The following is a 26,142-nucleotide window of genomic DNA, read 5'->3' as shown; positions in this document are numbered from 1 at the left end:
ATTAATAGCAAATTTTAATTAATCTCTAACCAGTAGTGTTTGCCTTAAGATAATATATTTATCAGGAATCGAGTAAAACGAGTGATAACTGAACCTCGATCCTACAATAAGCATTACAATCACCAGGATCGAGACAGTTCATACTGATCAGTGTGTTGGAATATATTTTTTAAGTCTCCAAAAGCTGAGCAAAATAGCGATGGAAATTATAATGGATAGTATATTCATCGCTTGCCAGCCAATGGTGAAAAAGAGAATGCCAGCCCCGAGGCTGCCAATGCCGCCAAAAAAGTAGATCAGAAAATCAGTTGTTCCTTGCACTTTTGCTCTTTCATGAACTTCATAGCTGTGGGGCAGTAAATTGGTGGTGCTGATTAAAAGTAAATTCCAAGCTACCCCAACAAAAATACCAGAGAGCAAATAGTGATAAAAACCATTACCTAGTAAATTCATCACAGCAGATAAAATCAATAAAATGATGCCACATAAAATAATGCGTTTTGCCCCTAAATGCTGAATTAATGTCCCTGTGAAAAATGAGGGAGCAAACATACCCAATACGTGAAACTGAAACACGATTGCGATTGATGAAAATGGAAAATCATGTTGCTTCATCGAGAGTGGAATAGAGGCAAAAGTAAAGACGACAATCGCATAACCAATGGCACTCACAATCGCGATTAATTTCAGTATTGGCTGTGAATACAATGCCTTATAGCTTCGTTTAATTAAATTTTCATCGAGTGGTACTTTCACCATTTTTTTCAATGGCACAATGAGCAATAAAATAAATGCGATAACATAAATACCCGCTAACGTAGCAAAAGGGCCTGCAAACGGATATTTTGCAAAAAATCCTTGGGTCATAATAGCCAGTGTTGGGCCAATTAAGGCAGCGGCAATACCACCACTCATCACAAGACCAATCGCTTTAGCGCGCAGTGAAATAGGGGCTTCTTCGATAGCAGCGAAGCGAAATTGTTGTGCAGTGCCAATCGCAATTCCAGTGAAAAATAAACCTAGGGAGAAATAGATTAAATTACTTTCTAAAACCCCAAGAATCGATAATCCAGCACCAATTAGCCCGCCAATGTTTCCGATAATAAACCCAATTCTTCTTGAATATTTTTGCATCAAAAAGGCAATAGGGATTGTTGCGAGTATCAAACCAACATACTGACTTAACAGGGGAATTGTGGCATGTTTTGGGTCAGTTGCTAAGTTTTCGCCAATCACAACAGCAACTGAAAGGACAATGGCATTCCCTGTTATAAATAATGCAAGTGTGGTGGCTAACCACCAAACAGACCTTGGCATAGAGACCTCTTTCTTATAAAAATCAAATAAAATCAATTTATTGAATATGAATTTTGTTCACATCGTCATATTCTTTGGCTCTATGGTACAACTTCAAGTTAACTTTAAGTCAAGTGATAGGTTGGGGATGTTTTAATAGTGAATTCTGCTTTATTTTGATTTAAATTAAGATGATGGCTCTGATATGGTTGAATGTGATGAGGCTCGCATTTAGGAGGGATGAGAACTGAAAAACGAAAAAATGATTGTCAGAGTAACAAAATTATGTTTTCTTAAAGGAAGTTAAGAAAACAACAAAAAATTAAACAAACAGACTAAAACAGGAAAACCCCGTGAACATGACTTTTAATCACTTAAACCTACTACTAACCGCGCCACGTGCTGCGGTGGTCGTGCGTGTGGTGGTGGTCGTGGGCTTAGCGCCGTAACGGGTACAAATCAACGCAGATTTAGAAACCCCGCCGGCGCAAACCGAGCGGGGTTTTTTATTCTCTCTCGCTCAAATCCGCAGGCTAGCAAAGGATAATTATGATGAGCGAATCGGGCAACACATCACCACAGAAAACGCGTTTTACGGGCGCAGAATTAATTGTACATTTACTGGAAAAACATGGTATTACCATTGTTTCTGGCATTCCAGGTGGGGCAGCTTTGCCTTTTTATGATGCATTAGGAAAAAGCAAAAAAATTCGCCATATTCTTGCTCGTCATGAGCAAGGGGCGGGTTTTATTGCTCAGGGTATCGCTCGAACAACAGGCAAAGCCGCTGTGTGTATTTCGTCGAGCGGCCCTGGCGCAACCAACTTAGTGACTGCAATTGCTGATGCAAAACTAGATTCTATTCCACTGGTTTGTATTACGGCACAGGTGCCTTCTTCAATGATAGGGACAGATGCATTCCAAGAAGTTGATACTTATGGTATTTCTATTCCAGTTACCAAGCATAACTATTTAGTTCGCAGCATAAATGATTTGCCACAGGTGATTTGCGATGCTTTTCGTATCGCTGAATCAGGCCGTCCAGGGCCAGTTTGGATTGATATACCGAAAGACGTTCAAACCGCGACTATTGAGTTAACCGAGATACCTGACATTTTACCGAAAGATAAAGCGCCAAATTTTGATATGGAAAAAGTACTCCAAGCGGCGCAAATGATCAACGAAGCTAAACGTCCAGTGCTGTATTTTGGCGGTGGTGTTATCAGCTCTGCTTCAACAGAAACGGCGATTGCATTTGCAGAAAAGGCTGCTTTGCCCACAACCATGACCTTGATGGCATTGGGTACTGTGCCTATGCGACATCCTTTGTATTTGGGAATGTTAGGTATGCACGCCGCGGCAAGTACCAATATGGTGATGGAAGAATCAGATTTACTGATTGTTATTGGAGCACGCTTTGATGATAGAGCCATCGGAAAAGCTGAAAAATTTTGCCCTAATGCCAAAATTATTCACGTTGATATTGATAAAGCGGAAATCAGTAAAATTAAGCGTCCAGACATTGCTATCCATGCTGATGCAGGGCAAATTTTGGAATTATTGTTGCCATTGGTTGAGCGAAATACGCGAAATGAATGGATCAAACGAGTCGATGAGTTAAAAGCAAAATACCCATTAAACTTAAGCGATGCAGATAACCCATTAAACCACTATGGTTTGGTGTTAGCTGCGGCTCGTGCCGCGGGTGAAGAGGCCATTGTCACAACCGATGTTGGTCAGCACCAAATGTGGGCTGCACAAGTTTATCCGTTGTCTCGCCCTCGCCAATGGTTAACTTCAGGCGGTTTAGGCACGATGGGCTTTGGTTTACCTGCTGCGATTGGTGCTGCTTTGGCTGAACCTGAAAAAACCATCGTATGTTTTTCTGGTGATGGTAGCCTGATGATGAATATTCAAGAATTAGCGACAGCAGCTGAACATCAATTAAATATCAAAATCGTTTTAATGAATAACCAAGCGTTAGGTATGGTTCATCAGCAACAAGATTTATTTTTTGAAAACCGTATATTTGCTGCAGCTTATCCGTACCAAACTGACTTTATTAAGATAGCGGCAGGCTTTGGTTTACAAACCTGTGATTTGAATAATGAGGCAGACCCTGCAATGGCACTGGAAGCGGTTATGAATACCAAAGGCCCTTGTTTAATACATGCCCTGATCGATGTGAATCAGAAGGTATATCCAATGGTTCCGCCAGGTGCCGCTAATATTGATATGATTGGAGCGTAATTATGGTACTTGAACACCACCCAATTGCTTTAGAGTTAATTGTGCGTAACCACCCTGGCGTTATGTCTCATATTTGTGGCCTATTTGCTCGTAGAGCATTTAACGTAGATGGCATTCTTTGTATGCCAATTAAAGATAAAGACGAAAGCCGCATTTGGTTATTAGTCCAAAAAGACGAACGCTTATCGCAAATGATTAATCAAGTCGAAAAACTTGAAGATGTTAGGGAAGTACGTTTTAGCGATAATTTACAGCTGTTTGAAACAATGCAAAATTATTTGCAGTAATTCTTAAACTTGGTTTTTCAAATAAGCTCATACTTTGGTATGGGCATATTTTTTAGCCAAATAATGTTGAATCGGGGTTTCTTAAAACGAACGAAAGTGATATAACATCAAAAGATAAACAAATAGTTTCTCAGTTTATGATGAAGAATAAAGGGAACAAAAACGATGCAAAACAATATCTATCTTTCGAATACCTATCAATATGAAGTAGAGACAATGTTAGTTAATACAGGCCATGATGAGGAGGGTGAGTGGATTGCACTTGAAGATAATATTTTTCATCCTCAAGGCGGCGGTCAACCTGCGGACACAGCCTGGGTTAATGAATTTAGTGTTCGGATAAAGAAACACTTGAATGGGTTAATTGTTGCTTATTTACCTGAATGCGCTTCTCTCAATGCTGAGGAAAGGGTTATAGCAAAAGTTGATAGTGAGAAACGCCGACGCTATGCTGCGCTTCATACTGCAGGGCATTTGTTAAATTGGGAATTACGTCGTTTTGGCTGGATGGCACAAAAAGGGCATCATTTCCCAGATGAATCAAGAGTAGAGTTTACTATGATGGAAAATCAAGTAACCCCTTTTGAAGAACTTGATAGCGCTGAAATTGAAGGCATTATCAATCAAAGTTTACAAAGTGCCCGTAAGGTTGATATTAAGCAAAATGGTGAAATGCGGATAAGCTATATCGACCAAACAGAAGATATGCCATGCGGAGGGACGCATGTCGCCTCGTTAGATAATATTTGCCATTTTTCAATTAAGTCGATGAAATTTAAAAAGGGAACGTTACGTATTAGCTATGATGCACAGCATGTTACAGTTTAAACGCCATCACTAAGATGTGAATATGTCATCACTACAGTTGCTTGAAGTTCACCATCCATACATAAGTAGGAATGTGGAAAATCGCCGCTAAATGCATAAAAATCCCCTGCTTCTAAGACAATATTTTGATCGTTGTTTAAGCGTAACATGAGCGAACCTGAATTAACCATAATATGTTCGTGGGTTCCCGTCATGTGAGCAGGGCTATTAATGATTGCGCCTCGTTTCATGGTTAGCTGCCAGATTTCCGAGATATTTCCCATGCTGATACGAAATTTAAATTGCTGAGAGTACTCGCTTTCATCACTCGGTGTAGATTTTACAAAATAAGGGTAGGCTTCATGTTGACGCGTAAATAAATCGCTTAGCGGAAATCGCAGTGCTATAGCAATGGACTCCAATGTATCGATACGTGGGTTTGAATCCCCAGATTCTAATTTTGAGAGCGCCGCTTTAGATATGCCTGAAAGGCGAGAAAGTTCGTTAAGTGAAAGATTTCTCGCTTGTCTAAGTAAACGAATTTTTTGGCCAATTTTTATATTAATTTTTTTATCCATGTTGTGTCTTTCCTTGAATATTGGTCTATTGTGCTAATTCTACATCACTCAGCGAATCAAATCACATACTCTTGGTTATCCATACTATTTCAATGCGTTATTTAATTTTTTGATAGAGATTTGAATTTTTAAAAATGAAAAAAATAAAGCTATTTAATAAATCTGATAATAACTATAGTGAGGGCGTTAAAAACTTTCGGAGTTAAGCGCTATGCCGTTTGAATTATTCTCACCAGAAATGGCGATTTGTTTTACGACGTTGTTGTTTGCCTATATTGTTTTTGGAATGGCGGGCTTTGGGTCTGCACTGATTGCTACACCTGTACTCGCGTTGTATTTACCTCTGAATATGATCGTTCCCATTTTAGCGTTAATTGATTTAACGGCTGCGGTATTAAATTTACTTAAAGATGGAAAAAATGCGGATTATCAGGAAATAAAATGGATTATTCCCCTAATGATAGTGGGAAGTTTAATTGGCGCAGCGATTTTATTAAAAACACGACCAGATATATTAGTTTTGTTATTAGGGCTGTTTGTTATTGGTTATGTGTTAAATGCTTTCTTATCAAAAAAAAACAAAAAACCGTTTTCAAAAGCGCTCGTTGTCCCTTTTAGTTTGATTGGCGGGGTTTTTAGCGCGTTATTTGGGAGCGGTGGTTTTATTTATGCAATGTATTTATCCAGTCGGATTGAAGATAAACAGCGTTTTCGTATCACCCAAATGACACTAATTGGTTTTAGTACGCTAACACGTGTGGTCATTTTTTTGGTTATGGGAGTGTACCTTAACCTTGATACTTTATTGATTGCATTAGCATTCTGTCCAGCAATGTTGCTTGGAACTTGGTTGGGTAGGCACATTACATTAAAAATCACCCGTGAAGCTTTTTTGAAAATTATTAATCTAGTGATTTTAGTTTCAGGCATAGCCTTGTTATATCGATATTTCTTTGTTCTTTAATTATAAATACCCGTTAAAACACAAATTTATTTTATAAAGATAAATAGCAGAATATAGGCGGCATGCTACAATCACCGCTGGCATTATTAGGTTTATTGATAATGCGGCGGTTTTTTATATTATTAATAATTAATTTTATGGAGTTAAAATCTAATTCTTTGATTAAGTATTTAGATTAATACCAAAATGAGCTCTGATAATCAGTGTTTACACAATTTTCGACATTCCCCTTCATTTGCTATTTTTACGATTACGACCAGTATTGCCGTTATTGGCATCGTCATTGGGTTAAGTATTCCAATGGTAGCTTTGAGATTAAATAACTATGGTGTGAATGAACTCACCATCGGTATTATTTCCGCTGCGCCAGCTTTAGGGATGTTTTTAATCGCGCCTGTTGTACAGCGTATTGTGCAATGGTCAGGCAAGCGCAAAGCGATGTTAATTGCCACCATTATTTCAGGTATTAGCTTATTACCGCTATTAAGTACGCTACCTCTTTGGTTATTATTTCCTTTACGATTGATAACAGGGCTTGCCAGTGGTGTCATGATTTGCTTAGGCGAAACGTGGATTAACGAATTATCGCCTGAAAACAAACGTGGACGGATCCTCGCGATTTATACCACGGTATTTACTGTGAGCCAGCTACTTGGGCCTTCTTTTATTGCTTATTATGGTGTAGAAGATAAATCCCCTTTGCTTATTTGTACCCTTATCCATTTGATTTCGGTTGTGTTATTTATATTAATGGATCAAAAAGTAGGTGATCGATTGTCCGCTACAGCAGAAAAATCAAATTTTTCTATTATCCAGTTTGTGAAAGTTGCGCCTGGAATTTGTGGGGGAATATTATTTTTCGCCTTTTTTGATGGCACGATTTTATCCATGTTCCCTATCTATGGGATGGGGATGGGACACACAGAAGCGGTGGCTGCACTGATGATTAGCGCGATTTTAGCGGGTGATGCAATCATGCAGCTACCTTTTGGCTGGCTTGCTGACCACATGAATCGGGAGAAACTCTATCGGATCTGTGGTGTTGTAACATTGGCAGCTAGTTTCTTATTACCATTTACCATTACTCAGCCTTATTTAATTTGGGTATTGTTGTTTGTATTGGGAGCAACTGCGGGGGCAATTTATACCATTGCGTTGGTGCAGATTGGCCAATATTTTAAAGGGAATGAGCTGATTATTGCGAATGCGGCAGCAGCGATGTTGTGGGGGATTGGTAACTTATCTGGGCCTCTGCTCGCAGGGGTCGCGACATCAATTTCACCATCAGGCTTACCTATTTTATTGATTTTGTCTGCGGCTATTTTTTTGTGGTTTACCCGAGCGAAATACAGTGCGCAAGTTACTGAGCAAGCGACATATTAATTTTAGCGGGTGAATTAGCACCCGCTTCACTTTATTCTGTGACTTTATAAACGACTAAATTCTCACGATATTCATCTGGTCGATGGTTGTGCCAAAAAAGTACCATACCTTGTGGGGCAGGCTTCACTTCTTTTGATAATACGATTAACCAGCGGCAGTGCTCTGGTTTTTGGAACTTATCCTGTCGTTGGTGTAGAACTTTTGTGTAGTAATACAACATTGGCGCTTCTGATTCTCCAATATTATCAGAGGCCATACAATCATCAGCTGTATATTGGCCTACTAAATGCTGTTTTAAATCGACAAAAACCCCTTCAAAACCTTTTGTGTAATCAACCCAACCCAAAAATAAGGTTAAGATCACTCCCCAAACAGTACAGAGCCCGAGTACCCAGTTTTTCATCATTTGAAAAGCGGGGGAAAGGTTTGGAATGATTCGGTTACGCAAGAACCAAACCAGTGTAATCAATACCCCGCAGATGAAAGTGATAGTGGAAAAGGGCATTTGATAACTCATGGGGAGCCAACGGCTAAATAATGTTAAGTATTCTTGATGGTTGCCCGTTAATACGATGAAATAGCTGACCCATAGAAATGCGACTAAGAATGACCAAAACACAGCAGAGAAACGTGAAACCCCATTGAGAACTTTTTCAGGAATAGCCAAAAGTGCAGGTGTACCAATAATCGCCATTGGTGCGATAAAAGGAAGAAGGTATAGTGCACGGCCAGAGGCAGAAATTTGCAAAAAGACTATGCCTAAGAGCGGGAATAATGTGAGTAAATAGGTGTTAGAAGTCATTAAGCGTTTGATTGGGTGGCGTAAGAAATAAGCGACTGCCAACAAACCCGATGGTAGAGCAAACAATGAAACGGCTGCAGGGATACGTGTTAAATTTGCTTTTGCACCGAGTTTTTCAACAGAAAAGCCAAAAAAGCGACCGATGTTATTTTCCCAAAACCAAACCATAAATAAATCAGGGTGTTGCTGGTAAAGCATGATTGGCCAAGGGAGGATAGCAATAAGCGCCGCTAATCCAGCCGCAAAACTATAGCACCAAAATTGTTTTGTACGGCATTGAGTTAAAAATACAGGGGCTAATAGCAGACAAATCCACAGGACTCCAGGAATAAAGACACCTTTTGAGAGCATCGTTACCACTGTTCCCACGCAGAGCCAAACCGCTGACATTCCCATTTTTTGTTGTTGGATCAACCCTAATAGCCCATAAAGCCCGATTGTTGCACCTGCTACCAGGGCGACATCAGTAAACATATCATGGCTATGGCGGAGGATCCCTGGCGCGCAGGCATACAGTGCAAATGCAATCCAAATACGGATATCAGTAAAGTCCCTTGCAGTAAAAAAGCGGCGAGCTAAGAACACAAAAAATGAAAAGTTAATGACTGAAAAAAATAAGCTGGCAGTTCGTGCCGCATCGTAGAGTGGCATAAACCCTGAAAATAAGTGGGAGGTTAGGGTTGCAACCCAATAATAAAGCGGGGGTTTTTCCATAAAAGGCTCACCCGCATTGGTTGGAACTAACCATTTCCCTGTTTCATACATGGTTTGAATAATACCAAAGCTGTAGTTTTCATCTTGTTTCCATGGACTATGACTATAGATACCAGGGAGTAAATATAGGACAAGGAAACTGATAAAAAGTAGTAAAACACCCCGTTGTAATGTGATGGATGGTGTATTTTTATTTGGCATATTCATTTAAGACTTTAGTTCACGGTGATAAAAATAAAATAATAACTACGGTTAATAGTTTTTTAGCTCATATATAAAAATAATATTTACTCATTGACGGATATTTATATTTTTTGAAAATATTATTCACTAACACATATTTAAACTATTTTACCATGAAATAATAATGAGTTAGCTAACCGTTTTGTAAGCAAATATTCAGTGATTATATCAAAAAAAATAATCTCGCTATATAAACAAAGTCTATATGAAATTGAATTAGCTATTTTTACCTAATGTTATCTTTAATAAATGGTGAAGAATAATAAATATTATTAATAAAGCCGTATTTATCATCGGGTATTTTATTCTATTTTTCGAGGTGGAAAATGAGTTTGATGCAGAGAAAAAACTAAAAACACTTGATCATTTGCCCGTTTTCGAACGATAATTGCTCTCCTCACAATACGCCCTATTCTTATTTTTAAGCCAAACGATTGCGCCATTGTTTTGATTGAGATTTTTCCTCTCGGTCAATAAGGTTTTTAGAAATACGTAATCGTTTACGTCAGCGGGAGTGTGATGAGCCAGTAAGATGGGCATATAAACTTATTGGCTTTTAGCGTGTTCGTTTACCATTAACAGCAGAGGTACACCATGTCAGGCCAACAGGCTTCATCCAACTGCAAATTGGATTCATTTTTTAAGATCACCGCTCGCGGCTCTTCCGTTCGCCGTGAAATCATTGCAGGGCTAACCACATTCTTAGCGATGGTTTATTCTGTTATTGTGGTGCCTGGTATGTTGGGGCAGGCTGGTTTCCCGCCTACTGCAGTGTTTATTGCTACCTGTTTAGTGGCCGGTTTCGGTTCATTATTAATGGGGCTATGGGCGAATTTGCCGATGGCAATAGGTTGTGCCATTTCACTTACCGCATTTACCGCTTTCAGCTTAGTTTTAGGCCAGCAAATTAGTATCCCTGTTGCGTTAGGCGCCGTATTTCTAATGGGGTGCTTGTTTACCATTATTTCTGTAACAGGCATTCGTAGTTGGATTTTACGTAATATGCCAATGGGCATTGCACATGGTACAGGGATTGGTATCGGCCTGTTTTTATTATTGATTGCTGCAAATGGCGTGGGTTTAGTGATTAAAAACCCAAATGCTGGCCTACCTGTGGCTTTAGGTGAATTTACCTCTTTCCCTGTTTTAATGTCATTAGCGGGTCTTGCAGTTATTTTCGGCTTAGAAAAGCGCCGTGTACCAGGTGGCGTGTTATTAGTCATTATTGCGATCTCAATTATTGGTTTAATTTTTGATCCTGCAGTGAAATACCAAGGTTTCTTTAAATTACCGTCATTAGGTGACGATGGTCTTTCTCTTGTTTTTAATATGGATATCATGGGTGCGTTGCAACCAATGGTACTGCCAAGTTTATTGGCGCTAGTCATGACTGCCGTATTTGATGCGACGGGTACAATCCGTGCCGTTGCAGGGCAAGCGAACTTATTAGATAAAGACGGGCAAATTATTGATGGTGGAAAAGCATTAACCGCTGACTCCGTAAGTAGCATTTTTGCGGGGGCGATAGGTGCTTCACCAGCGGCGGTTTACATTGAATCAGCCGCGGGAACAGCTGCTGGTGGGCGTACGGGGTTAACTGCTGTTGTTGTTGGAGTGCTATTCCTACTGATCCTCTTTTTATCGCCATTGTCATACTTAGTGCCGGCTTATGCGACAGCACCAGCACTGATGTACGTTGGTTTGTTAATGTTAAGTAACGTTTCAAAATTAGACTTTGATGACTTTGTTGATTCGATGTCTGGCCTGCTGTGTGCGGTGTTTATCGTCCTGACATGCAATATCGTAACGGGCATTATGCTTGGCTTTGCAGCATTAGTGATCGGTCGCATTTGTGCGGGTGAATGGCGTAAGTTGAATATTGGTACTGTTGTGATTGCTGTGCTTTTGGTGGCGTTTTATGCTGCTGATTTGGCCATTTAAAGGTAATTAAATTAAAAAGGCGGGGGTTGTTACCGCCTTGTAACGCATTATTTCGATTAATCGCAAAGTATAAATTTTTTTCCCATAGGACGGTAGCTAGGGATAGAATAGATATAAGGCGGTGAATCAAGTGGAAGTCCCATTTTTCCACTCGTGACCGCTTGATTGTCATAATCAAGGTCTGGACGGTGCTATCTCTTACTATGCGGCGGCAGGCAATTTTGAGTTCTGGTCGTCTAGTTAATCAGTAAGGGCAACATGGAAATTTTCTTTACTATTCTTATTTTGATTTTAGCTGTCTCTGTGTCAGGGGTTGCTGCTAAAATTCTTCCTATTCGTATTCCACTTCCCCTCATTCAAATAGCCATTGGTGCACTATTAGCTTGGCCACAATTTGGCTTGCATGTCACGTTTGACCCCGAATTGTTTATGGTTTTATTGATTCCGCCTTTACTGTTTGTTGATGGCTGGAAAACACCAACCCGTGAATTTTTCCAAAATGGCCGGGAAATTTTTATTCTCGTGTTGGTTTTGGTATTGGTTACAGTTATAGGTATCGGTTACTTAATTTACTGGTTAATGCCTGGTATTCCACTCATCGCCGCATTTGCCCTAGCTGCGGTACTTTCACCAACGGATGCGGTTGCGCTGTCTTCCATTGTGGGGAAAGGGCGTATTCCTAAACGTATGATGAGTGTCCTAGAAGGTGAGGCATTAATGAATGATGCTTCAGGTCTGGTGGCATTAAAATTCGCAGTTGCCATTGCGATGGGGACAATGGTATTTAGCACATCTGGCGTGACGATTGAATTCTTTAAAGTTGCTGTGGGTGGCTTACTTGCAGGGATTATTGTGACATGGTTGTACAGTAAATCTTTGCGTTTAATGAGCCGCTGGAGTGGTGATGACCCTGCAACACAGATTGTTTTCATGCTATTGCTGCCATTTGCTTCATACATGATTGCAGAACATATTGGGTTTTCTGGCATTTTAGCCGCTGTTGCCGCAGGGATGACTATCACCAAATCTGGCGTGATCCGTAATGCGCCACTCGCAATGCGTTTACGTGCGGATAGTGTTTGGTCGATGTTGGAATTTGTATTTAACGGCCTAGTTTTCATCATGTTAGGGCTACAGTTGCCAGGGATATGGGAAACTTCCGTCATTCAAGCAGATCTCGACCCAAGTGTTGAGACATGGATGTTGTTTGCAGCCGTTGCCATTATTTACTTTGCCTTGTTATTGCTGCGTTTTTGTTGGCTGTGGCTGATGAAAAGGTTTAGCCGTTTGTTCCTAAAGAAAAAACCACTGCAATTTGCTAATTATACCGTGCGTGAGCTGTGGCTGGCTTCTTTTGCGGGGGTGCGTGGGGCGATTACCTTAGCGGGTGTGCTCTCTATTCCGTTGTTTTTAACCGACGGTTCTCCTTTCCCTGCTCGTTACCAACTGGTGTTTATCGCCGCTGGGGTGATTTTGTTCTCCATTTTTGCAGGGGTGATCGCATTACCGTTATTGCTGCGCAATTTCAAAGTGGGTGACAAAGAAGCGGATGCCAACGAAATACGTATGGCGAAGGCTAAAATGGCAGAAGTAGCGATCGTTAGCTTGAATAAAATGGAAGAGCGTTTATCTGCGGACGTGGACGAAAAACTTGATTCAGAAGATATCAGTGAGGTTGCTTCTCGCGTGACAGGTTATCTCAGACGTCGTACGGCAGGGCAAGATGAAATTGAACATAACTTGCAAATTGAAGACCTTGAGCGCCGTTTCCGTTTGACCGCGTTGCGTGCAGAGCGTGGTGAGCTTTATCACTTGCGTGCTACGAAAAAAATCAGCAATGAGACACTACAATCTTTGTTGGTCGATTTAGATTTATTAGAAGCGGTACTGATCGAAAAAGAGCATTAAAACGAAAAACCGAGTATTCTACTCAGCATTCTTTAGTTTGAGACAGAATACAGCATTATGTGGTTACTTGTTATCACGACGCTGCTTTGGGCAGCGTCTTTTAGTTTGATTGGTGAATATTTAGCAGGCCAAGTCGACAGCTGGTTCTCAGTTTTGGTGCGTGTTGGCCTTGCTTCATTAGTATTCCTGCCTTTTCTTCGCTGGCGTCAATTTGGCGCTAAAGTGATTTCACTTTACATGTTAGTGGGTGCTTGCCAGCTTGGGATCATGTACCTGTTTGTTTTCCATGCCTATCAATATCTTACTGTTGCTGAGTTTTTACTTTTTACGGTATTAACGCCACTGTATGTCACATTAATTTATGACTTATTAGAACGGCAGCCACTGCGTAAAGGGTACTTGTTTAGTTCTTTGCTGGCGGTGATTGGTGCGGCAATTATTCGCTATGATCATTTGAGCGAATCATTCTGGTTGGGGTTATTGTTTGTGCAGTTAGCCAATATCTTTTTTGCTATCGGGCAAGTGGGGTATAAGCGTTTGATGGAGGTACATCCCATTCCTCAACATCAGGCTTTCTCGTGGTTCTATTTGGGGGCGACGTTAGTGGCACTGATTGGCTGGTTGCTCTTTGGTAATAAATCCATGATGCCAACCACAAACCTCCAATGGGGAGTACTGCTGTGGCTTGGTATTGCTGCATCAGGTATTGGTTATTTTATGTGGAACTATGGGGCAACAAAAGTTGATGCTGGAACCCTTGCTATTATGAATAACATGATGGTTCCAGCTGGCCTATTAGTGAATTTTGCCATTTGGCAGCAACATCCTAATTGGTTGAGTTTTACCATTGGATCGAGCCTAATAATTGCGTCTCTTTGGGTGCATAAACGTTGGATACTTTCGCGGGCTTCACATACGAAAGGCTCTCCACAGCGTGATCCGTCGCGTTCTCAGTAAATGCCTCGATAGCTGGCTGGCGCTGTTCTCCTTCACGGCACGCAGCGTACAGCCGGCTCCATAAGCCACTCCCCAATGTTTTAGTCTTAATCAACCCTTGCTTCTCGAAGGAATCTACGGCCCAATGGGGTAATGCGGCAATTCCCATTTTAGCTGCTACCATTTGAATTAAAATCAATGTGTTATCTACATTTTTTACATTTGGTGAAACGCCCGCAGGTTGCAGGAAGTGGCGCCAAACATCAAAACGTTCTCGTTGTACTGGGTAGAGCAGTAACGTTTCATTCGCCAAATCATGTGGTTCAATGTGTGGCTTCTTTGCAAGTGGATGGTCACAGGCGACGATCAATTTCACTTCATAATCGAACATTGGCGTGTAATGAATACCTTGGTCAGGCAGGATATCTGACGTCATCACAAGGTCGAGCTCTCTTGAAAGCAACTCAGGCTGTGGGTCGAATGTCACCCCCGATTTAAAATCCACACTCACTTGCGGCCAGGTCTGCCTAAACTGTTGCAATGCAGGTGTTAGCCATTGAATGCAACTGTGGCATTCGATAGCAATACGTAGCGCACAGACACCAGGTTCATTACAGACGCGAATGGCATCTTTGACCAAGGGTAGTACTTGTTGTGCCAGCTGCAATAAAACTTCCCCTTGTGGCGTAAATTGTAATGGCTGGCTTTTTCGTACAAATAAGCGAAAGCCTAACCGATGCTCTAAATCACTAAACTGGTGTGACAGAGCTGATTGTGTCTGGTGCAAGTGTGTTGCTGTAGCCGCTAATGAGCCGTACTGGCTGAGCGCTTGCAATGTTTTTAAATGTTTTAGTTCGATCATGAGAAACCTTCACGGTGACAATGAAATATTTGCGCTTGTGCTTTATACAGTACCTGTTGATTATGGATGTGTAAACATCTAGACGGCTAAATATTTTAAGGGGTCAATATGTCTGTTATAAATCATACACTTGGTTTTCCACGCGTCGGTCTGAAAAGAGAGCTAAAACGAGCACAAGAAGATTATTGGGCAGGCAAAATTAACCAATCGGCGCTTTTAGCGGTGGGGCATGAGTTGCGCGTTCGCCATTGGGAGCAGCAAAAAAATGCAGGTGTTGAATTATTACCCGTTGGTGATTTTGCTTGGTATGACCAAATTCTGACAACTAGTTTACTATTAGGTAACGTGCCGCCACGCCATCAAAATGAAGATGGTTCTATTGATTTAGATACCTTATTTAGAGTCGCTCGTGGCCGTGCACCAACAGGGACTCCAGCGCCAGCAGGTGAAATGACCAAATGGTTTAACACAAACTACCATTACATCGTGCCTGAGTTTCAAAAAGGGCAAAAATTTGCGCTATCTTGGAATCAATTGTTTGATGAAGTTGATGAAGCACTTGCGCTAGGCCACAAAGTTAAACCTGTGATTGTGGGGCCAATTACCTACCTGTGGTTAGGGAAAGTTAAAGGCGAATCATTTGATCGTTTATCGTTGCTGAATGAATTACTGCCAGTTTACCAACAAATATTGGCGCGCTTAGCTGAAAAAGGCATTGAATGGGTGCAAATTGACGAACCCGCACTGGTACTGGATTTACCTATTGAATGGCAACAAGCATACAAAGAGGCCTATCAAGCGTTATCAGGCCACATAAAATTATTGTTGACCACGTATTTTGATGGCGTTAGCCATCACTTAGATATCATCAAACAGTTAGCTGTCCAGGGGGTACATGTCGATGTTGTGGCGGGTTCAGATGATATTGAAATACTGCACCAAGCGCTGCCTGCTGACTGGGTTTTATCACTAGGTGTGATTAATGGCCGTAATGTTTGGAAAGCCGATTTAGGTGAAAAATTTACCCAAGTAAAACCACTGCTAGGTCAACGTTCAGTGTGGGTAGGAACCTCCTGTTCACTGCTGCACAGCCCCATTGATTTGAATGATGAAACGCGTTTAGATGCGGAAGTGAAAAGCTGGTTCGCGTTTGCATTACAAAAATGTGAAGAGCTTGCCTTGCTGAGTAAAGCACTCAATCAACCCACTGATGCAAACATTGCAACGTTAGAAACATACAGTGCGCCGATTCGAGTTCGTAAAACCTCAACTCGAGTGAATAATGCCACCGTCGCACAACGTTTAGCGGCAATTCGTGAGGGGGATGCAGAGCGTACCAGCCCATATTCACAACGTGCACAGCTTCAGCGTAAACGCTTTAACTTGCCATTATGGCCAACTACCACGATTGGTTCTTTTCCTCAAACCAGTGAAATCAGAACGCTACGGTTAGATTTCAAAAAAGGTCATGTAGATAAAACCTATTACCGTACAAATATTAGCGAGCACATCAAACAGGCGATTAAAGAGCAAGAAATTTTGGATATCGATGTGTTGGTACACGGTGAAGCTGAACGTAATGACATGGTTGAGTACTTTGGTGAACACTTTGATGGCTATGTATTTACGCAAAATGGTTGGGTACAAAGCTATGGTTCGCGTTGTGTGAAGCCACCAGTGATTATTGGGGATATTAGCCGCCCTGAGGCAATTACCGTTGAGTGGGCGAAATATGCGCAATCGCTAACGAAAAAACCTGTCAAAGGCATGTTAACAGGTCCAGTCACTATCCTGTGTTGGTCATTCCCGCGTGAAGATGTTAGCCGTGAAACCATCGCAAAACAAATCGCACTGGCACTACGCGATGAAGTGGATGACTTACAGAAAGCGGGTATTGGTATTATTCAAATTGATGAGCCTGCGTTGCGTGAAGGCTTACCACTGCGTCGAAATGAGTGGGCAGCATACTTAAAATGGGCAGTCGATGCCTTTAAACTCAGCGCTGCCATCGCTGAGGATGACACACAAATTCATACCCATATGTGTTATTGCGAGTTCAATGACATCATGGATTCGATAGCGGCGCTAGATGCAGATGTGATTACTATCGAAACTTCGCGTTCAGATATGGATCTGTTGGATGCATTTGAACATTTCGATTATCCAAATGAAATTGGGCCAGGTGTCTATGATATTCACTCACCGAATGTACCAAATGTGGCGTGGATTGTTGAATTGCTCAGAAAAGCGGAAAAACGTGTCCCTGTTGAGCGTTTGTGGGTCAACCCAGACTGCGGACTGAAAACCCGCGGCTGGACGGAAACCCGTCAAGCGTTAGCCAACATGGTTGAAGCCGCGAAATTGCTAAGAAATGAGCACTCATCTTAAAGCGTAATAAAAGGCAGGTTGGATGGGTTTTGAAAATAAATTTATTGATTTTCGGCTGATAACACAAAGCAGGAAAAACGACGCTTTTATCCTGCTTTGTCAACAACCTCAAAGGCAGGGAAACCTGCCTTTTTGCGTATACAGATTGGTTAACGGGTTAACCAAATAATTTGGATTTCAACAGATTCATACCAATAGAAGCCAAATCGAGGTTTTCAGGAAGCTCACCATTTGGTGTTGCACTATCAACCAGTTGGGGCAGATATTTAGCCACTAAATCTGATGTTGATTGTGTATCTAAGCCCACAGATTGAGCCAACTCTTGAAGATTAACATTGCCAAACACTTGCATTAATTGGCTTCCATCAATCGGTAAATTCGCCCCTTCGCTAATCCACGACGTAATAATGCCACCTAAGCCTTGTTCGTTAAATTTATCAACGACACCAGAAAGGCCACCTTGGTTTTCAATCCAATTAATAACGGATTGAAATTGTTGCATTTTATCACCTGCAACCATCCCTAACATTTGATCGAATAGCCCCATTTTTTGACTCCTAGGTAACATGTCACTTGATGCTCTCACTCATAGTATGGAGCATTATTTGAAAAATTGTAGTCGGCTATTTTGATTAATTTATTTTTCAGGTCAATGAAAATGATGCATTTAAGATAACCCGATATAACAAGGTGATGTGATTGAGCTTATGGAGGATGTAAATAAGCACAACCGATGTCACATTTTTTATCACACATTTGTGTGAATGACTTTCATGAGGCGTGAATTTATTTATTTGTTCTATATCAATGTGTTACATCGAAATTGATTGTTTTTTATATTATTGGCAATGTGATGTTGGTCATGTGTTTGTGAATTTTGTTGTGTGAAAATTCACAACAGTCACGAAGATTAACAACATCAGGGGTCATTATGGGAAATTTCGTTAATAATATTGGCGTTATTGGCCTTGGTTCCATGGGGATGGGCATTGCACAATCTCTAATAAAAAAGAATATTCCAACCTATGGATTTGATTTAAACCAAGAAGCTTGTCAAAACTTACTTCGTGTTGGGGCAAAAGCTGTAGGGCAAAATGCCGCTGAATTTGCCCAGGAAATAGAGGCGTTATTGCTCGTGGTTGTTAATGGCCGCCAAGTTGAAGCTATTTTATTTTCTGGGGATAAGCCACTTGTTGAACAACTACACCCAGGGACAATCATTGTCTTACACAGCACTTTAGCTGCTGAGCAAACTAAACAAATTGCAAAACGCCTTGCAAGTTACCAATTATCATTGGTGGACGCACCTATTTCAGGTGGTGCGATTAAAGCGGCTGAAGGCAAACTCACCATAATGGCTTCTGGTGAACCCGTTTTATTTGAAAGGTTATCACCTGTCTTTGATGCCATTTCTGAGCGTCTCTATCGTGTTGGTGATGAGGTTGGCTTAGGGTCAACGGTAAAAACCATCCATCAATTACTCGCGGGTGTACATATCGCTGTAGCAGCAGAAAGTATGGCGCTAGCATCAAAAGCGGGTATCGACCTTGATGTGATGTATGACATTGTCACGCATGCGGCAGGGAATTCTTGGATGTTCGAAAACCGTATGCAGCACGTATTAGACGGGGATTACACACCAAAATCATCCGTTGATATTTTTGTGAAAGATTTAGGCTTAGTGATGGAAACGGGGAAAGCGTTAAACTTCCCGCTTCCTCTCGCCGCGACTGCCCATCAAATGTTTATTTCTGCGAGTAACGAAGGCTTTGGTCTGCAAGATGACAGTGCAGTGATTAAAACATTTAAAGGAATTACTTTACCGGAGAAAAAAGCATGACAGTGAAGTTAGGCGTAATCGCCGATGATTTTACCGGTGCGACCGATATTGCGGGCTTTATGGTACAAAACGGCTGGAAGGTCGTTCAACTATTGAACGAACCTGATGAAAATACCGTTGTACCTCATGATGTTGATGCGATTGTTGTCAGTTTAAAAAGTCGCTCGTGTCCTGTTGATGAAGCAGTGAGTGCTTCAATCAATGCGTGTAACTGGCTAAAACAAAAAGCGCAGTGCCAGCAAATATTCTTTAAATACTGTTCGACGTTTGACTCGACAGAAAAAGGCAACATCGGTCCTGTCACTGATGCATTAATGGCACAATTGGGGACGGATTTAGCCTTAGTTTGCCCTGCATTACCCATCAATGGCAGAACTGTTGTTCATGGACATTTATTTGTTAATGGTCAGTTGCTTAACGAAAGTGGGATGCAACATCATCCTGTGACACCAATGGCGGATGCAAATTTATTGCGCGTTATGGAGAAACAGTCGAAAGGGAAAGCGGGCTTAATTTCACTGGTAGAGGTACAGCAGGGTCACGACACGATAAGTGCACAGCTAGCTGCGTTTGCTGAACAAGGCACGAGTTATGCGGTTGTCGATGCGATCACCATGGATGATTTATTACCCATCGCGAGTGCAGTGAAAACAATGCCATTACTCACTGGCGGCTCTGGTTTAGGCGCTGCACTGGCAAACATTGATAGCCAATGTGTGTGGGGTGGTAACACCACCAGAGGGGAAAAACCGACTGGCTTAGCTCGGAAAACAGTCATTTTGTCAGGTAGTTGCTCTGTTATGACAAACAAGCAAGTACAAGCTTATCAGCAAATTGCGCCTGCAAAAGCGTTGGATGTTGGAGAGTGCTTAAATAACCCAGCGTATGCAAAATCATTGGCAGTTTGGGTTCAAGAGCAGCAATCGACAGGTTTAGCACCATTACTATATGCGACTCAGCCACCTGAATTATTAAAGAAAACACAAGAAAAATATGGCGCTGTAGCGTCGAGCAGTGCAGTAGAAAACGTATTTGGTGAAGTGGTGAAGGAACTTCAATCGCAAGGGTTTAACACGTTTATTATCGCGGGTGGTGAAACGTCGGGCAAAGTCGTTCAAAGCCTTGGTATCGAGCAATTAAGTATTGGTTCACCGATCGCCCCAGGCGTTCCTTGGGTACAAGATTTAGCAAGCGGAAACTGGTTAGCATTGAAATCAGGCAACTTTGGCCAAGAAAATTTCTTCCAGTTCGCACAGGAGATGTTTAATGAGTGATGAAAAGGCGCTGCGTCAAGAGTTAGTCGATTGGGCTAAGTCAATGTTTAACCGTGGATATAGCAGCGGTGGAGCAGGAAATATAAGCGCTAGGCTACCTGATGGTTGCATTATTGTTACACCAACAAATTCCAGTTTTGGGGATTTAGATCCAAATAAACTGAGTAAGCTAGATGCCGATGGAAATTGGATTGATGGTGATAAGCCAACAAAAGAAGTGTCTATGCATATGGCAATGTATCAGCAACGTCCTGATTGCCAAGCTGTTGTTCACTTACACTCTCCGTGGCTTACTGCGCTCTCGTGCTTAGCTGGGTTAGATACCGCAAATTGCTTGCCCCCGATTACGCCTTATTACGTCATGCGTGTGGGGAAACTGCCATTGATTGAGTATTTGCCGCCAGGGGACGACCGAATTGGTGAGGAAATTGCGAAATTAGCACCGACGCATAATGCGGTATTGCTATCTAACCATGGACCTGTGGTGGGTGGAAAAACACTAAGACAAGCATTTTTTAATGCAGAAGAGCTAGAAGATACAGCTCGCTTATATATCACATTGCGCCCACACGGTTTCACGACATTAACGCAAGAGCAAGTCGAGTTGCTCGAGAGTCGTTATCCACAAAAGTAAGGAGGCAAAAAATGGCTAAGTTTGCAGCAAATCTCAGCATGATGTTTAACGAAGTGCCTTTTATGCAACGTTTTGAAAGTGCAGCGAATGCAGGTTTTAAAGGCGTTGAATATCTTTTTCCTTATGAAGAAGATGCCAATTTAATTGCGAATGAACTGAAAAAACACAATTTAACGCAGGCATTGTTCAATATGCCTGCAGGTAACTGGGCTGCGGGCGAGCGTGGCATGGCATCTCTTCCAGGTCGTGAGGCTGAATTTGCCGAAGGTGTACAAACGGCTCTGACATACGCGAAAGCATTGGGTTGTAAACAAGTGCATGCAATGGCGGGGAAAGTGAATGAAAACGTCACATTAGAACAGCAAAAAGCGTGTTTTATCAAAAATATTCAACATGCTGCGGATGTGATGGCGGAGCATGGGATCCGTGTACTGATTGAGCCAATCAATACCCGTGATATGCCTGGGTATTTTTTAACGACTCAAAAGCAAGCTGAAGCATTATTACCTGAAATTAATCGTGAAAACGTATTTATCCAGTTGGATTTATATCACTGCCAAATTATGGAGGGTGATTTATTGAAAACAATCGAACGTTTATGGGGTAAATTTAGTCATATTCAGATAGCGTCAGTCCCTTACCGTCATGAACCCGATAGTGGCGAAGTGAATTACCCTTGGATTTTCAAACAATTGGATGAAATGGGTTATGACGGCTGGTTAGGATGTGAATATCATCCTGCAGGCCGTACCGAAGATGGGTTAGGCTGGCTTAAACAAGCAGATTCATAATTAGGAGAACCTATGCTCCCTTCTGAGCGTCGTGATTTTATTTACCGTTACGTACATGAGCGCCAAACTGTGTCGATCAGTGACTTAGTTGAGCTTATGAATGTCTCTCATATGACCGTACGACGTGATATTCGGATGCTAGAAGAAGAAGGGAAGGTGCTCAGTATCAGTGGTGGCGTTAAGTTAAATGATGTGTTGCGTCAAGAACTACCTTGGAGTGAAAAGGCGCGATTGCATCACCGTCATAAGCGTGAAATTGGCCAGTTTGCCAGTTCGTTAGTTGAGGATGGGCAAGTTGTGTACCTCGATGCGGGGACGACAACATTTGAAATCGCTCGTGTCCTTGGTGAACGCTTTAATTTAACGATTGTCACTAATGATTTTTCTATCATGCAGTATTTGATGGATAAATCGCAGCTCAACCTTTACCACACAGGTGGGCAAGTGGACAAACGCAATCATTCTTGCGTTGGGAATACCGCCGCGATGATGTTGCAAACCTTGAATGTGGATATTGCGTTTATCAGTACCAGCTCATGGGATTTGCAACATGGTGTTTCAACACCTCATGAGGAAAAAGTACAGATAAAACAAACGCTACTAGATGTAAGCCGACGCTGTGTGTTGGTTTCAGATAGTAGCAAATTTGGCAAGTATGGCATGTTCCGTGTTTGCCCTCTAAATCAGTTGCACGACATTGTTTGTGATGATCGATTACCCATCGATGTGGTGCAACGGATAACAGAACAAAACATAAAACTTCATTTAATAAAGACATAAAACATAAATAATCTTACCTAGAACTGCATAGCCAGAAAAAGGCTATAGCAAGGAGAATTACAATGAAAGTTATTATTACTGGTGGCGCAGGCTTTCTGGGCCAGCAGCTAGCCGCTGCTTTGCTTAAAAATAGCCAGGGTTTGAAATTTGACCACCTTGTTTTAGCCGATATTCAGTGCCCTACATCGCCAGTTGAAGATGCGAGAGTGACCTGTGTCGCGTTGGATTTAACCCAGACTGGCGCAGCTAATGAACTGATTGATGCGCAAACGGATGTGGTTTTCCACCTTGCAGCTATTGTGAGCAGCCATGCTGAAAGCGATTTTGACCTAGGCATGAAAGTCAACTTCGAAGCAACGCGCCAATTATTGGAAGCTGCTCGTGAGAAGAACCCTGCAATTAAATTTATGTTCACCAGCTCATTAGCTGTTTTTGGTGGGCAATTACCTGATGTGATCACTGATCTGTGTGTTGTGAACCCACAGTCGTCTTATGGCGCGCAAAAAGCGATGTGTGAGTTAATGGTGAATGACTACTCCCGTAAAGGCTATATAGATGGACGGGTTATGCGTTTGCCAACAATTAGTATTCGCCCTGGAGTACCAAACAAAGCCGCTTCTTCATTTGCCAGTGGCATCATTCGTGAGCCATTAAATGGTATTGAGAGCGTTTGTCCAGTTTCACCTGACTTAGCATTATGGTTATCAAGCCCAGAAACGGTGATTAACAATTTTATTCATGCGGTGAGTATTCCTGCGGAAAAATTTGGCCAGTCACGGACAGTGAATTTGCCAGGCATCACCGTCACGGTTCAGGGAATGATTGACGCATTGCGTGATGTTGCAGGTCAAGAAACGGTTGATCTTATCCGTTTTGAGCCCGATGAAGCCATTAATCGCATTGTGGCGAGTTGGCCAGGCAAATTTGATATTAGCCGTGCATTGGATTTAGGTTTTCGTGCAGATGGCTCGTTTGGTGATGCGATCCGTTCGTTTATCACCCACCACGGCTCGTCTAATTAGGAGATAGCCTATGTCCTATATTCCTGTTATTGGCCTCGCGGTGGCCATATTCGTTCTGATTTTTCTCGTATTACGAACGCGCGTTCATGCGTTATTGGCAATGCTCATTGCCGCGGCAATTGCGGGTGTTTCTGGTGGTTTAACAGCAGCGGAGACAGTGACAGTCATTACAAAAGGCTTTGGGTCAACACTTGGTAGCATCGGTATTGTTATCGGACTCGGGGTAATGATGGGAAGGGTGCTGGAAGTTTCAGGTGCTGCTGAACAAATCGCCTATAGCTTTATCAAATGGTTAGGGAAAAAACGTGAGGAGTGGGCACTGGCAATTACGGGCTATATTGTCAGTATCCCTATCTTCGTTGACTCCGCTTTCGTCATTTTATATCCATTGGCAAAAGCGCTGGCAAAAAATGGTAAGCGCAGCATATTAACCTTAGGTGTTGCACTGGCTGGTGGTTTAGTTGTTACGCACCATACAGTTCCTCCGACACCAGGCCCTTTAGGCGTTGCTGGTATTTTTGGTGTCGATGTTGGGGCGATGATCCTGGCTGGAATGAGCCTCGCTATTCCTTGTGTAATCGGAATTGTTTTTTATGCAAAATGGTTAGGAACTAAATATCCTGAGTTTATGCCAGATGAAACGGGCAGTGAAGATCTGAAAGAAGTTCATGCACGTTACATGGAAGAAAAAGCAAACAAACCATTACCAAGCTTATTTTTATCTTTACTACCGATTATCACGCCAATCTTGTTGATTTTTATCAATGCAATTAATGGCTTGATTTTAAAAACTGAATCATTCCAAGGAATGGAAAGCAATTGGTATTTTCAGACATTTGAATTCTTAGGTGCGCCAATTATTGCTTTATCAATTAGTGTGTTGATATCGGTATACACATTAATGCCAAAAGCAACAAAAGAAGAAGTCATCGACCGTATGGAAGAAGGCTTACAAGCCGCTGGGATTATCTTGTTAGTGACAGGTGCTGGTGGTGCGTTAGGCGCAGTATTACGTGATAGTGGGACAGGTAATATTCTTGCTGAGCACGTTGCAAACTTACCAATTACACCTGTACTAATTCCTTTTATTATCGCGACATTAGTGCGCTTAATTCAAGGGTCTGGCACGGTAGCGATGATCACAGCAGCATCCATATCTGCACCAATCATCAGCCAAATACCCGATATTAACTTATTGGTTGCGGCGCAAGCGGCAACAATGGGGTCTCTGTTCTTCGGTTATTTCAACGACAGCCTATATTGGGTTGTGAACAGAATGATGGGGATTAAAGACGTAAAACAACAAATGATCGTTTGGTCTATACCTACAACAATAGCGTGGGCGATTGGTTTAGTTGGCGTCCTTGTCCTTGATGTAATTCTCTAAAATTGTACTTTAAGCTTTACCTGCCAATCCAAAGCGCCTTTACAGGCGCTTTTTTTCGATAATCAGGTACATTCATCTATACTGATTGCATCTTAAACATATTCTCAATATGGCACCTTTATTTTGTGATTAAAATCACGTTTTATTGAAAATAAAATGATGATGTTTTCATTAAAAGAGATACTCGTCACTAAATTAACTTGTGCTTATCGCTATATTAATAGTAGCTAATTAATTCAATGATGCCATTGTGTAAAGGAGTTTGATATGTCTGACGTTTTCCACTTAGGTTTAAAGAAAAGTGACTTACAGGGTGCAACCGTAGCGATTGTTCCTGGGGATCCTAACCGTGTTGAAAAAATTGCACGTCTGATGGATAACCCTGTACACCTTGCGTCATTACGTGAGTATACTTCGTGGCGTGGTGAGCTCGATGGTAAAGCTGTTATTGTTTGCTCAACAGGTATTGGTGGCCCATCTACCTCTATTGCAGTTGAAGAACTCGCGCAATTAGGTATCCGTACTTTCCTACGTATTGGTACAACTGGTGCAATCCAAGAAGATATTAATGTGGGTGATGTATTAGTCACCACAGGTGCAGTACGCTTAGATGGTGCGAGCCAGCACTTTGCGCCACTTGAATACCCAGCAGTGGCGGATTTTGATTGTACTAATGCATTATTTGCAGCGGCAAAAGATGCGGGTGCAACGGTTCATGTTGGTGTAACAGCTTCTTCAGATACTTTCTACCCAGGCCAAGAGCGTTATGATACCTATACTGGTCGTGTAATGCGCCATTTCAGAGGCTCAATGAAAGAGTGGCAAGACATGGGCGTTATGAACTATGAAATGGAATCAGCAACGTTACTGACCATGTGCTCAAGCAGCAAAGGCTTACGTGCAGGTATGGTTGCAGGGGTGATTGTTAATCGTACACAACAAGAAATCCCAAATGAAGCATTACTGAAGAAAACAGAAGGTAATGTGCTGAGTATTGTTGTTGAAGCGGCACGTCGTTTACTGTAATCAATGATTTACTGGCTCGCCTATTTAAA

At 41.8% G+C, this 26,142-nt stretch carries 23 protein-coding genes; 18 read left to right on the top strand and 5 right to left on the bottom strand.

The genetic code is table 11. The features are described 5' to 3' along the window. Positions 1–147: 147 nt before the first annotated feature. Entirely contained in the window at positions 148–1,317 is a 1,170-nt protein-coding gene (locus PR808_RS15140) for an MFS transporter (RefSeq protein WP_272539571.1), read from the bottom strand. 338 nt (positions 1,318–1,655) lie between these two features. Here PR808_RS15140 and ivbL point away from each other — a divergent pair, with 338 nt between their 5' ends. The 4 genes from ivbL to PR808_RS15120 all read left to right on the top strand — a co-directional run bounded on the left by ivbL (position 1,656) and on the right by PR808_RS15120 (position 4,661). Beyond that, the gene (gene ivbL, locus PR808_RS15135) at positions 1,656–1,745 is read left to right on the top strand and encodes an ilvB operon leader peptide IvbL (RefSeq protein ID WP_206086368.1); all 90 of its coding nucleotides are present in this window, start codon (positions 1,656–1,658) and stop codon (positions 1,743–1,745) included. Between the two features lie 103 nt (positions 1,746–1,848). Further along, complete coding sequence (gene ilvB, locus PR808_RS15130) at positions 1,849–3,546, top strand: acetolactate synthase large subunit (RefSeq protein ID WP_206086369.1); 1,698 nt, start codon at positions 1,849–1,851, stop codon at positions 3,544–3,546. A 2-nt stretch (positions 3,547–3,548) separates the two neighbouring features. After that, a complete protein-coding gene (gene ilvN / locus PR808_RS15125; protein ID WP_047756595.1) occupies positions 3,549–3,833 on the top strand; it encodes an acetolactate synthase small subunit in 285 nt (94 codons plus the stop codon). A 165-nt stretch (positions 3,834–3,998) separates the two neighbouring features. Next, entirely contained in the window at positions 3,999–4,661 is a 663-nt protein-coding gene (locus PR808_RS15120; RefSeq protein ID WP_206086325.1) for a hypothetical protein, read from the top strand. Here PR808_RS15120 and PR808_RS15115 read toward each other — a convergent pair. After that, positions 4,658–5,218 carry a helix-turn-helix domain-containing protein gene (locus PR808_RS15115; RefSeq protein ID WP_206086326.1) on the bottom strand — a complete coding sequence of 187 codons (561 nt, stop codon included), beginning with the start codon at positions 5,216–5,218 and terminating at the stop codon, positions 4,658–4,660. The two genes, PR808_RS15120 and PR808_RS15115, sit on opposite strands and share 4 nt — an antisense overlap. Before the next feature lie 211 nt (positions 5,219–5,429). Here PR808_RS15115 and PR808_RS15110 point away from each other — a divergent pair, with 211 nt between their 5' ends. Then, positions 5,430–6,182 (top strand): sulfite exporter TauE/SafE family protein, encoded by a 753-nt coding sequence (locus PR808_RS15110; RefSeq protein WP_206086327.1) that lies wholly within the window; start codon positions 5,430–5,432, stop codon positions 6,180–6,182. Positions 6,183–6,368: 186 nt separating this feature from the next. Then, positions 6,369–7,565, top strand: coding sequence for an MFS transporter (locus tag PR808_RS15105; RefSeq protein WP_272539570.1), 1,197 nt, complete (start codon positions 6,369–6,371; stop codon positions 7,563–7,565). A 31-nt stretch (positions 7,566–7,596) separates the two neighbouring features. Here PR808_RS15105 and PR808_RS15100 read toward each other — a convergent pair whose 3' ends face one another. Then, positions 7,597–9,282: an ArnT family glycosyltransferase gene (locus PR808_RS15100; protein WP_272539595.1), complete on the bottom strand. Its 1,686-nt coding sequence runs from the start codon at positions 9,280–9,282 to the stop codon at positions 7,597–7,599. 636 nt (positions 9,283–9,918) lie between these two features. On the opposite strand from PR808_RS15100, the gene PR808_RS15095 reads away from it, so the two are divergent. From PR808_RS15095 to PR808_RS15085, 3 genes are all read left to right on the top strand, one after another. After that, a complete protein-coding gene (locus PR808_RS15095) occupies positions 9,919–11,265 on the top strand; it encodes an NCS2 family permease (RefSeq protein WP_225820737.1) in 1,347 nt (448 codons plus the stop codon). A gap of 258 nt (positions 11,266–11,523) precedes the next feature. Continuing rightward, positions 11,524–13,173, top strand: coding sequence for a Na+/H+ antiporter (locus PR808_RS15090; protein ID WP_206086330.1), 1,650 nt, complete (start codon positions 11,524–11,526; stop codon positions 13,171–13,173). Between the two features lie 57 nt (positions 13,174–13,230). Beyond that, positions 13,231–14,130, top strand: a complete 900-nt coding sequence (locus PR808_RS15085; protein WP_206086331.1) for a carboxylate/amino acid/amine transporter — start codon at positions 13,231–13,233, stop codon at positions 14,128–14,130. Here the strand turns inward: PR808_RS15085 and metR are convergent. Then, positions 14,015–14,971 (bottom strand): HTH-type transcriptional regulator MetR, encoded by a 957-nt coding sequence (metR, locus tag PR808_RS15080; RefSeq protein ID WP_206086332.1) that lies wholly within the window; start codon positions 14,969–14,971, stop codon positions 14,015–14,017. The genes PR808_RS15085 and metR overlap by 116 nt on opposite strands. A 108-nt stretch (positions 14,972–15,079) precedes the next feature. Here metR and metE point away from each other — a divergent pair, with 108 nt between their 5' ends. Next, positions 15,080–17,359, top strand: a complete 2,280-nt coding sequence (gene metE, locus PR808_RS15075; protein WP_272539569.1) for a 5-methyltetrahydropteroyltriglutamate--homocysteine S-methyltransferase — start codon at positions 15,080–15,082, stop codon at positions 17,357–17,359. Positions 17,360–17,516: 157 nt separating this feature from the next. Here metE and PR808_RS15070 read toward each other — a convergent pair whose 3' ends face one another. Continuing rightward, entirely contained in the window at positions 17,517–17,906 is a 390-nt protein-coding gene (locus tag PR808_RS15070) for a YidB family protein (protein ID WP_206086334.1), read from the bottom strand. Positions 17,907–18,290: 384 nt separating this feature from the next. On the opposite strand from PR808_RS15070, the gene ltnD reads away from it, so the two are divergent. From ltnD to udp, 8 genes are all read left to right on the top strand, one after another. Then, on the top strand, positions 18,291–19,199 hold the full coding sequence (ltnD, locus tag PR808_RS15065) for an L-threonate dehydrogenase (protein WP_272539568.1): 909 nt from the start codon (positions 18,291–18,293) through the stop codon (positions 19,197–19,199). Beyond that, entirely contained in the window at positions 19,196–20,473 is a 1,278-nt protein-coding gene (gene otnK / locus PR808_RS15060) for a 3-oxo-tetronate kinase (protein WP_272539567.1), read from the top strand. The genes ltnD and otnK overlap by 4 nt, the downstream gene beginning before the upstream one ends. Then, positions 20,466–21,107, top strand: coding sequence for a 3-oxo-tetronate 4-phosphate decarboxylase (otnC, locus tag PR808_RS15055; protein WP_206086337.1), 642 nt, complete (start codon positions 20,466–20,468; stop codon positions 21,105–21,107). The genes otnK and otnC overlap by 8 nt, the downstream gene beginning before the upstream one ends. 11 nt (positions 21,108–21,118) lie before the next feature. Continuing rightward, entirely contained in the window at positions 21,119–21,898 is a 780-nt protein-coding gene (otnI, locus tag PR808_RS15050; protein ID WP_206086338.1) for a 2-oxo-tetronate isomerase, read from the top strand. 12 nt (positions 21,899–21,910) lie between these two features. After that, positions 21,911–22,678 (top strand): DeoR/GlpR family DNA-binding transcription regulator, encoded by a 768-nt coding sequence (locus PR808_RS15045; protein ID WP_206086339.1) that lies wholly within the window; start codon positions 21,911–21,913, stop codon positions 22,676–22,678. Positions 22,679–22,740: 62 nt separating this feature from the next. Next, the gene (gene denD, locus PR808_RS15040) at positions 22,741–23,700 is read left to right on the top strand and encodes a D-erythronate dehydrogenase (protein ID WP_206086340.1); all 960 of its coding nucleotides are present in this window, start codon (positions 22,741–22,743) and stop codon (positions 23,698–23,700) included. Between the two features lie 10 nt (positions 23,701–23,710). Further along, the gene (locus PR808_RS15035; protein ID WP_004914902.1) at positions 23,711–25,087 is read left to right on the top strand and encodes a GntP family permease; all 1,377 of its coding nucleotides are present in this window, start codon (positions 23,711–23,713) and stop codon (positions 25,085–25,087) included. 267 nt (positions 25,088–25,354) lie between these two features. Further along, complete coding sequence (gene udp, locus PR808_RS15030) at positions 25,355–26,113, top strand: uridine phosphorylase (RefSeq protein WP_206086341.1); 759 nt, start codon at positions 25,355–25,357, stop codon at positions 26,111–26,113. Positions 26,114–26,142 lie beyond the last annotated feature (29 nt).

This window comes from Providencia sp. PROV197, assembly GCF_028479625.1.
Classification (GTDB): domain Bacteria; phylum Pseudomonadota; class Gammaproteobacteria; order Enterobacterales; family Enterobacteriaceae; genus Providencia; species Providencia vermicola.
The sequence above is the reverse complement of the archived record's forward strand: the minus strand, read 5'-3'. Positions and strand labels throughout refer to the sequence as shown.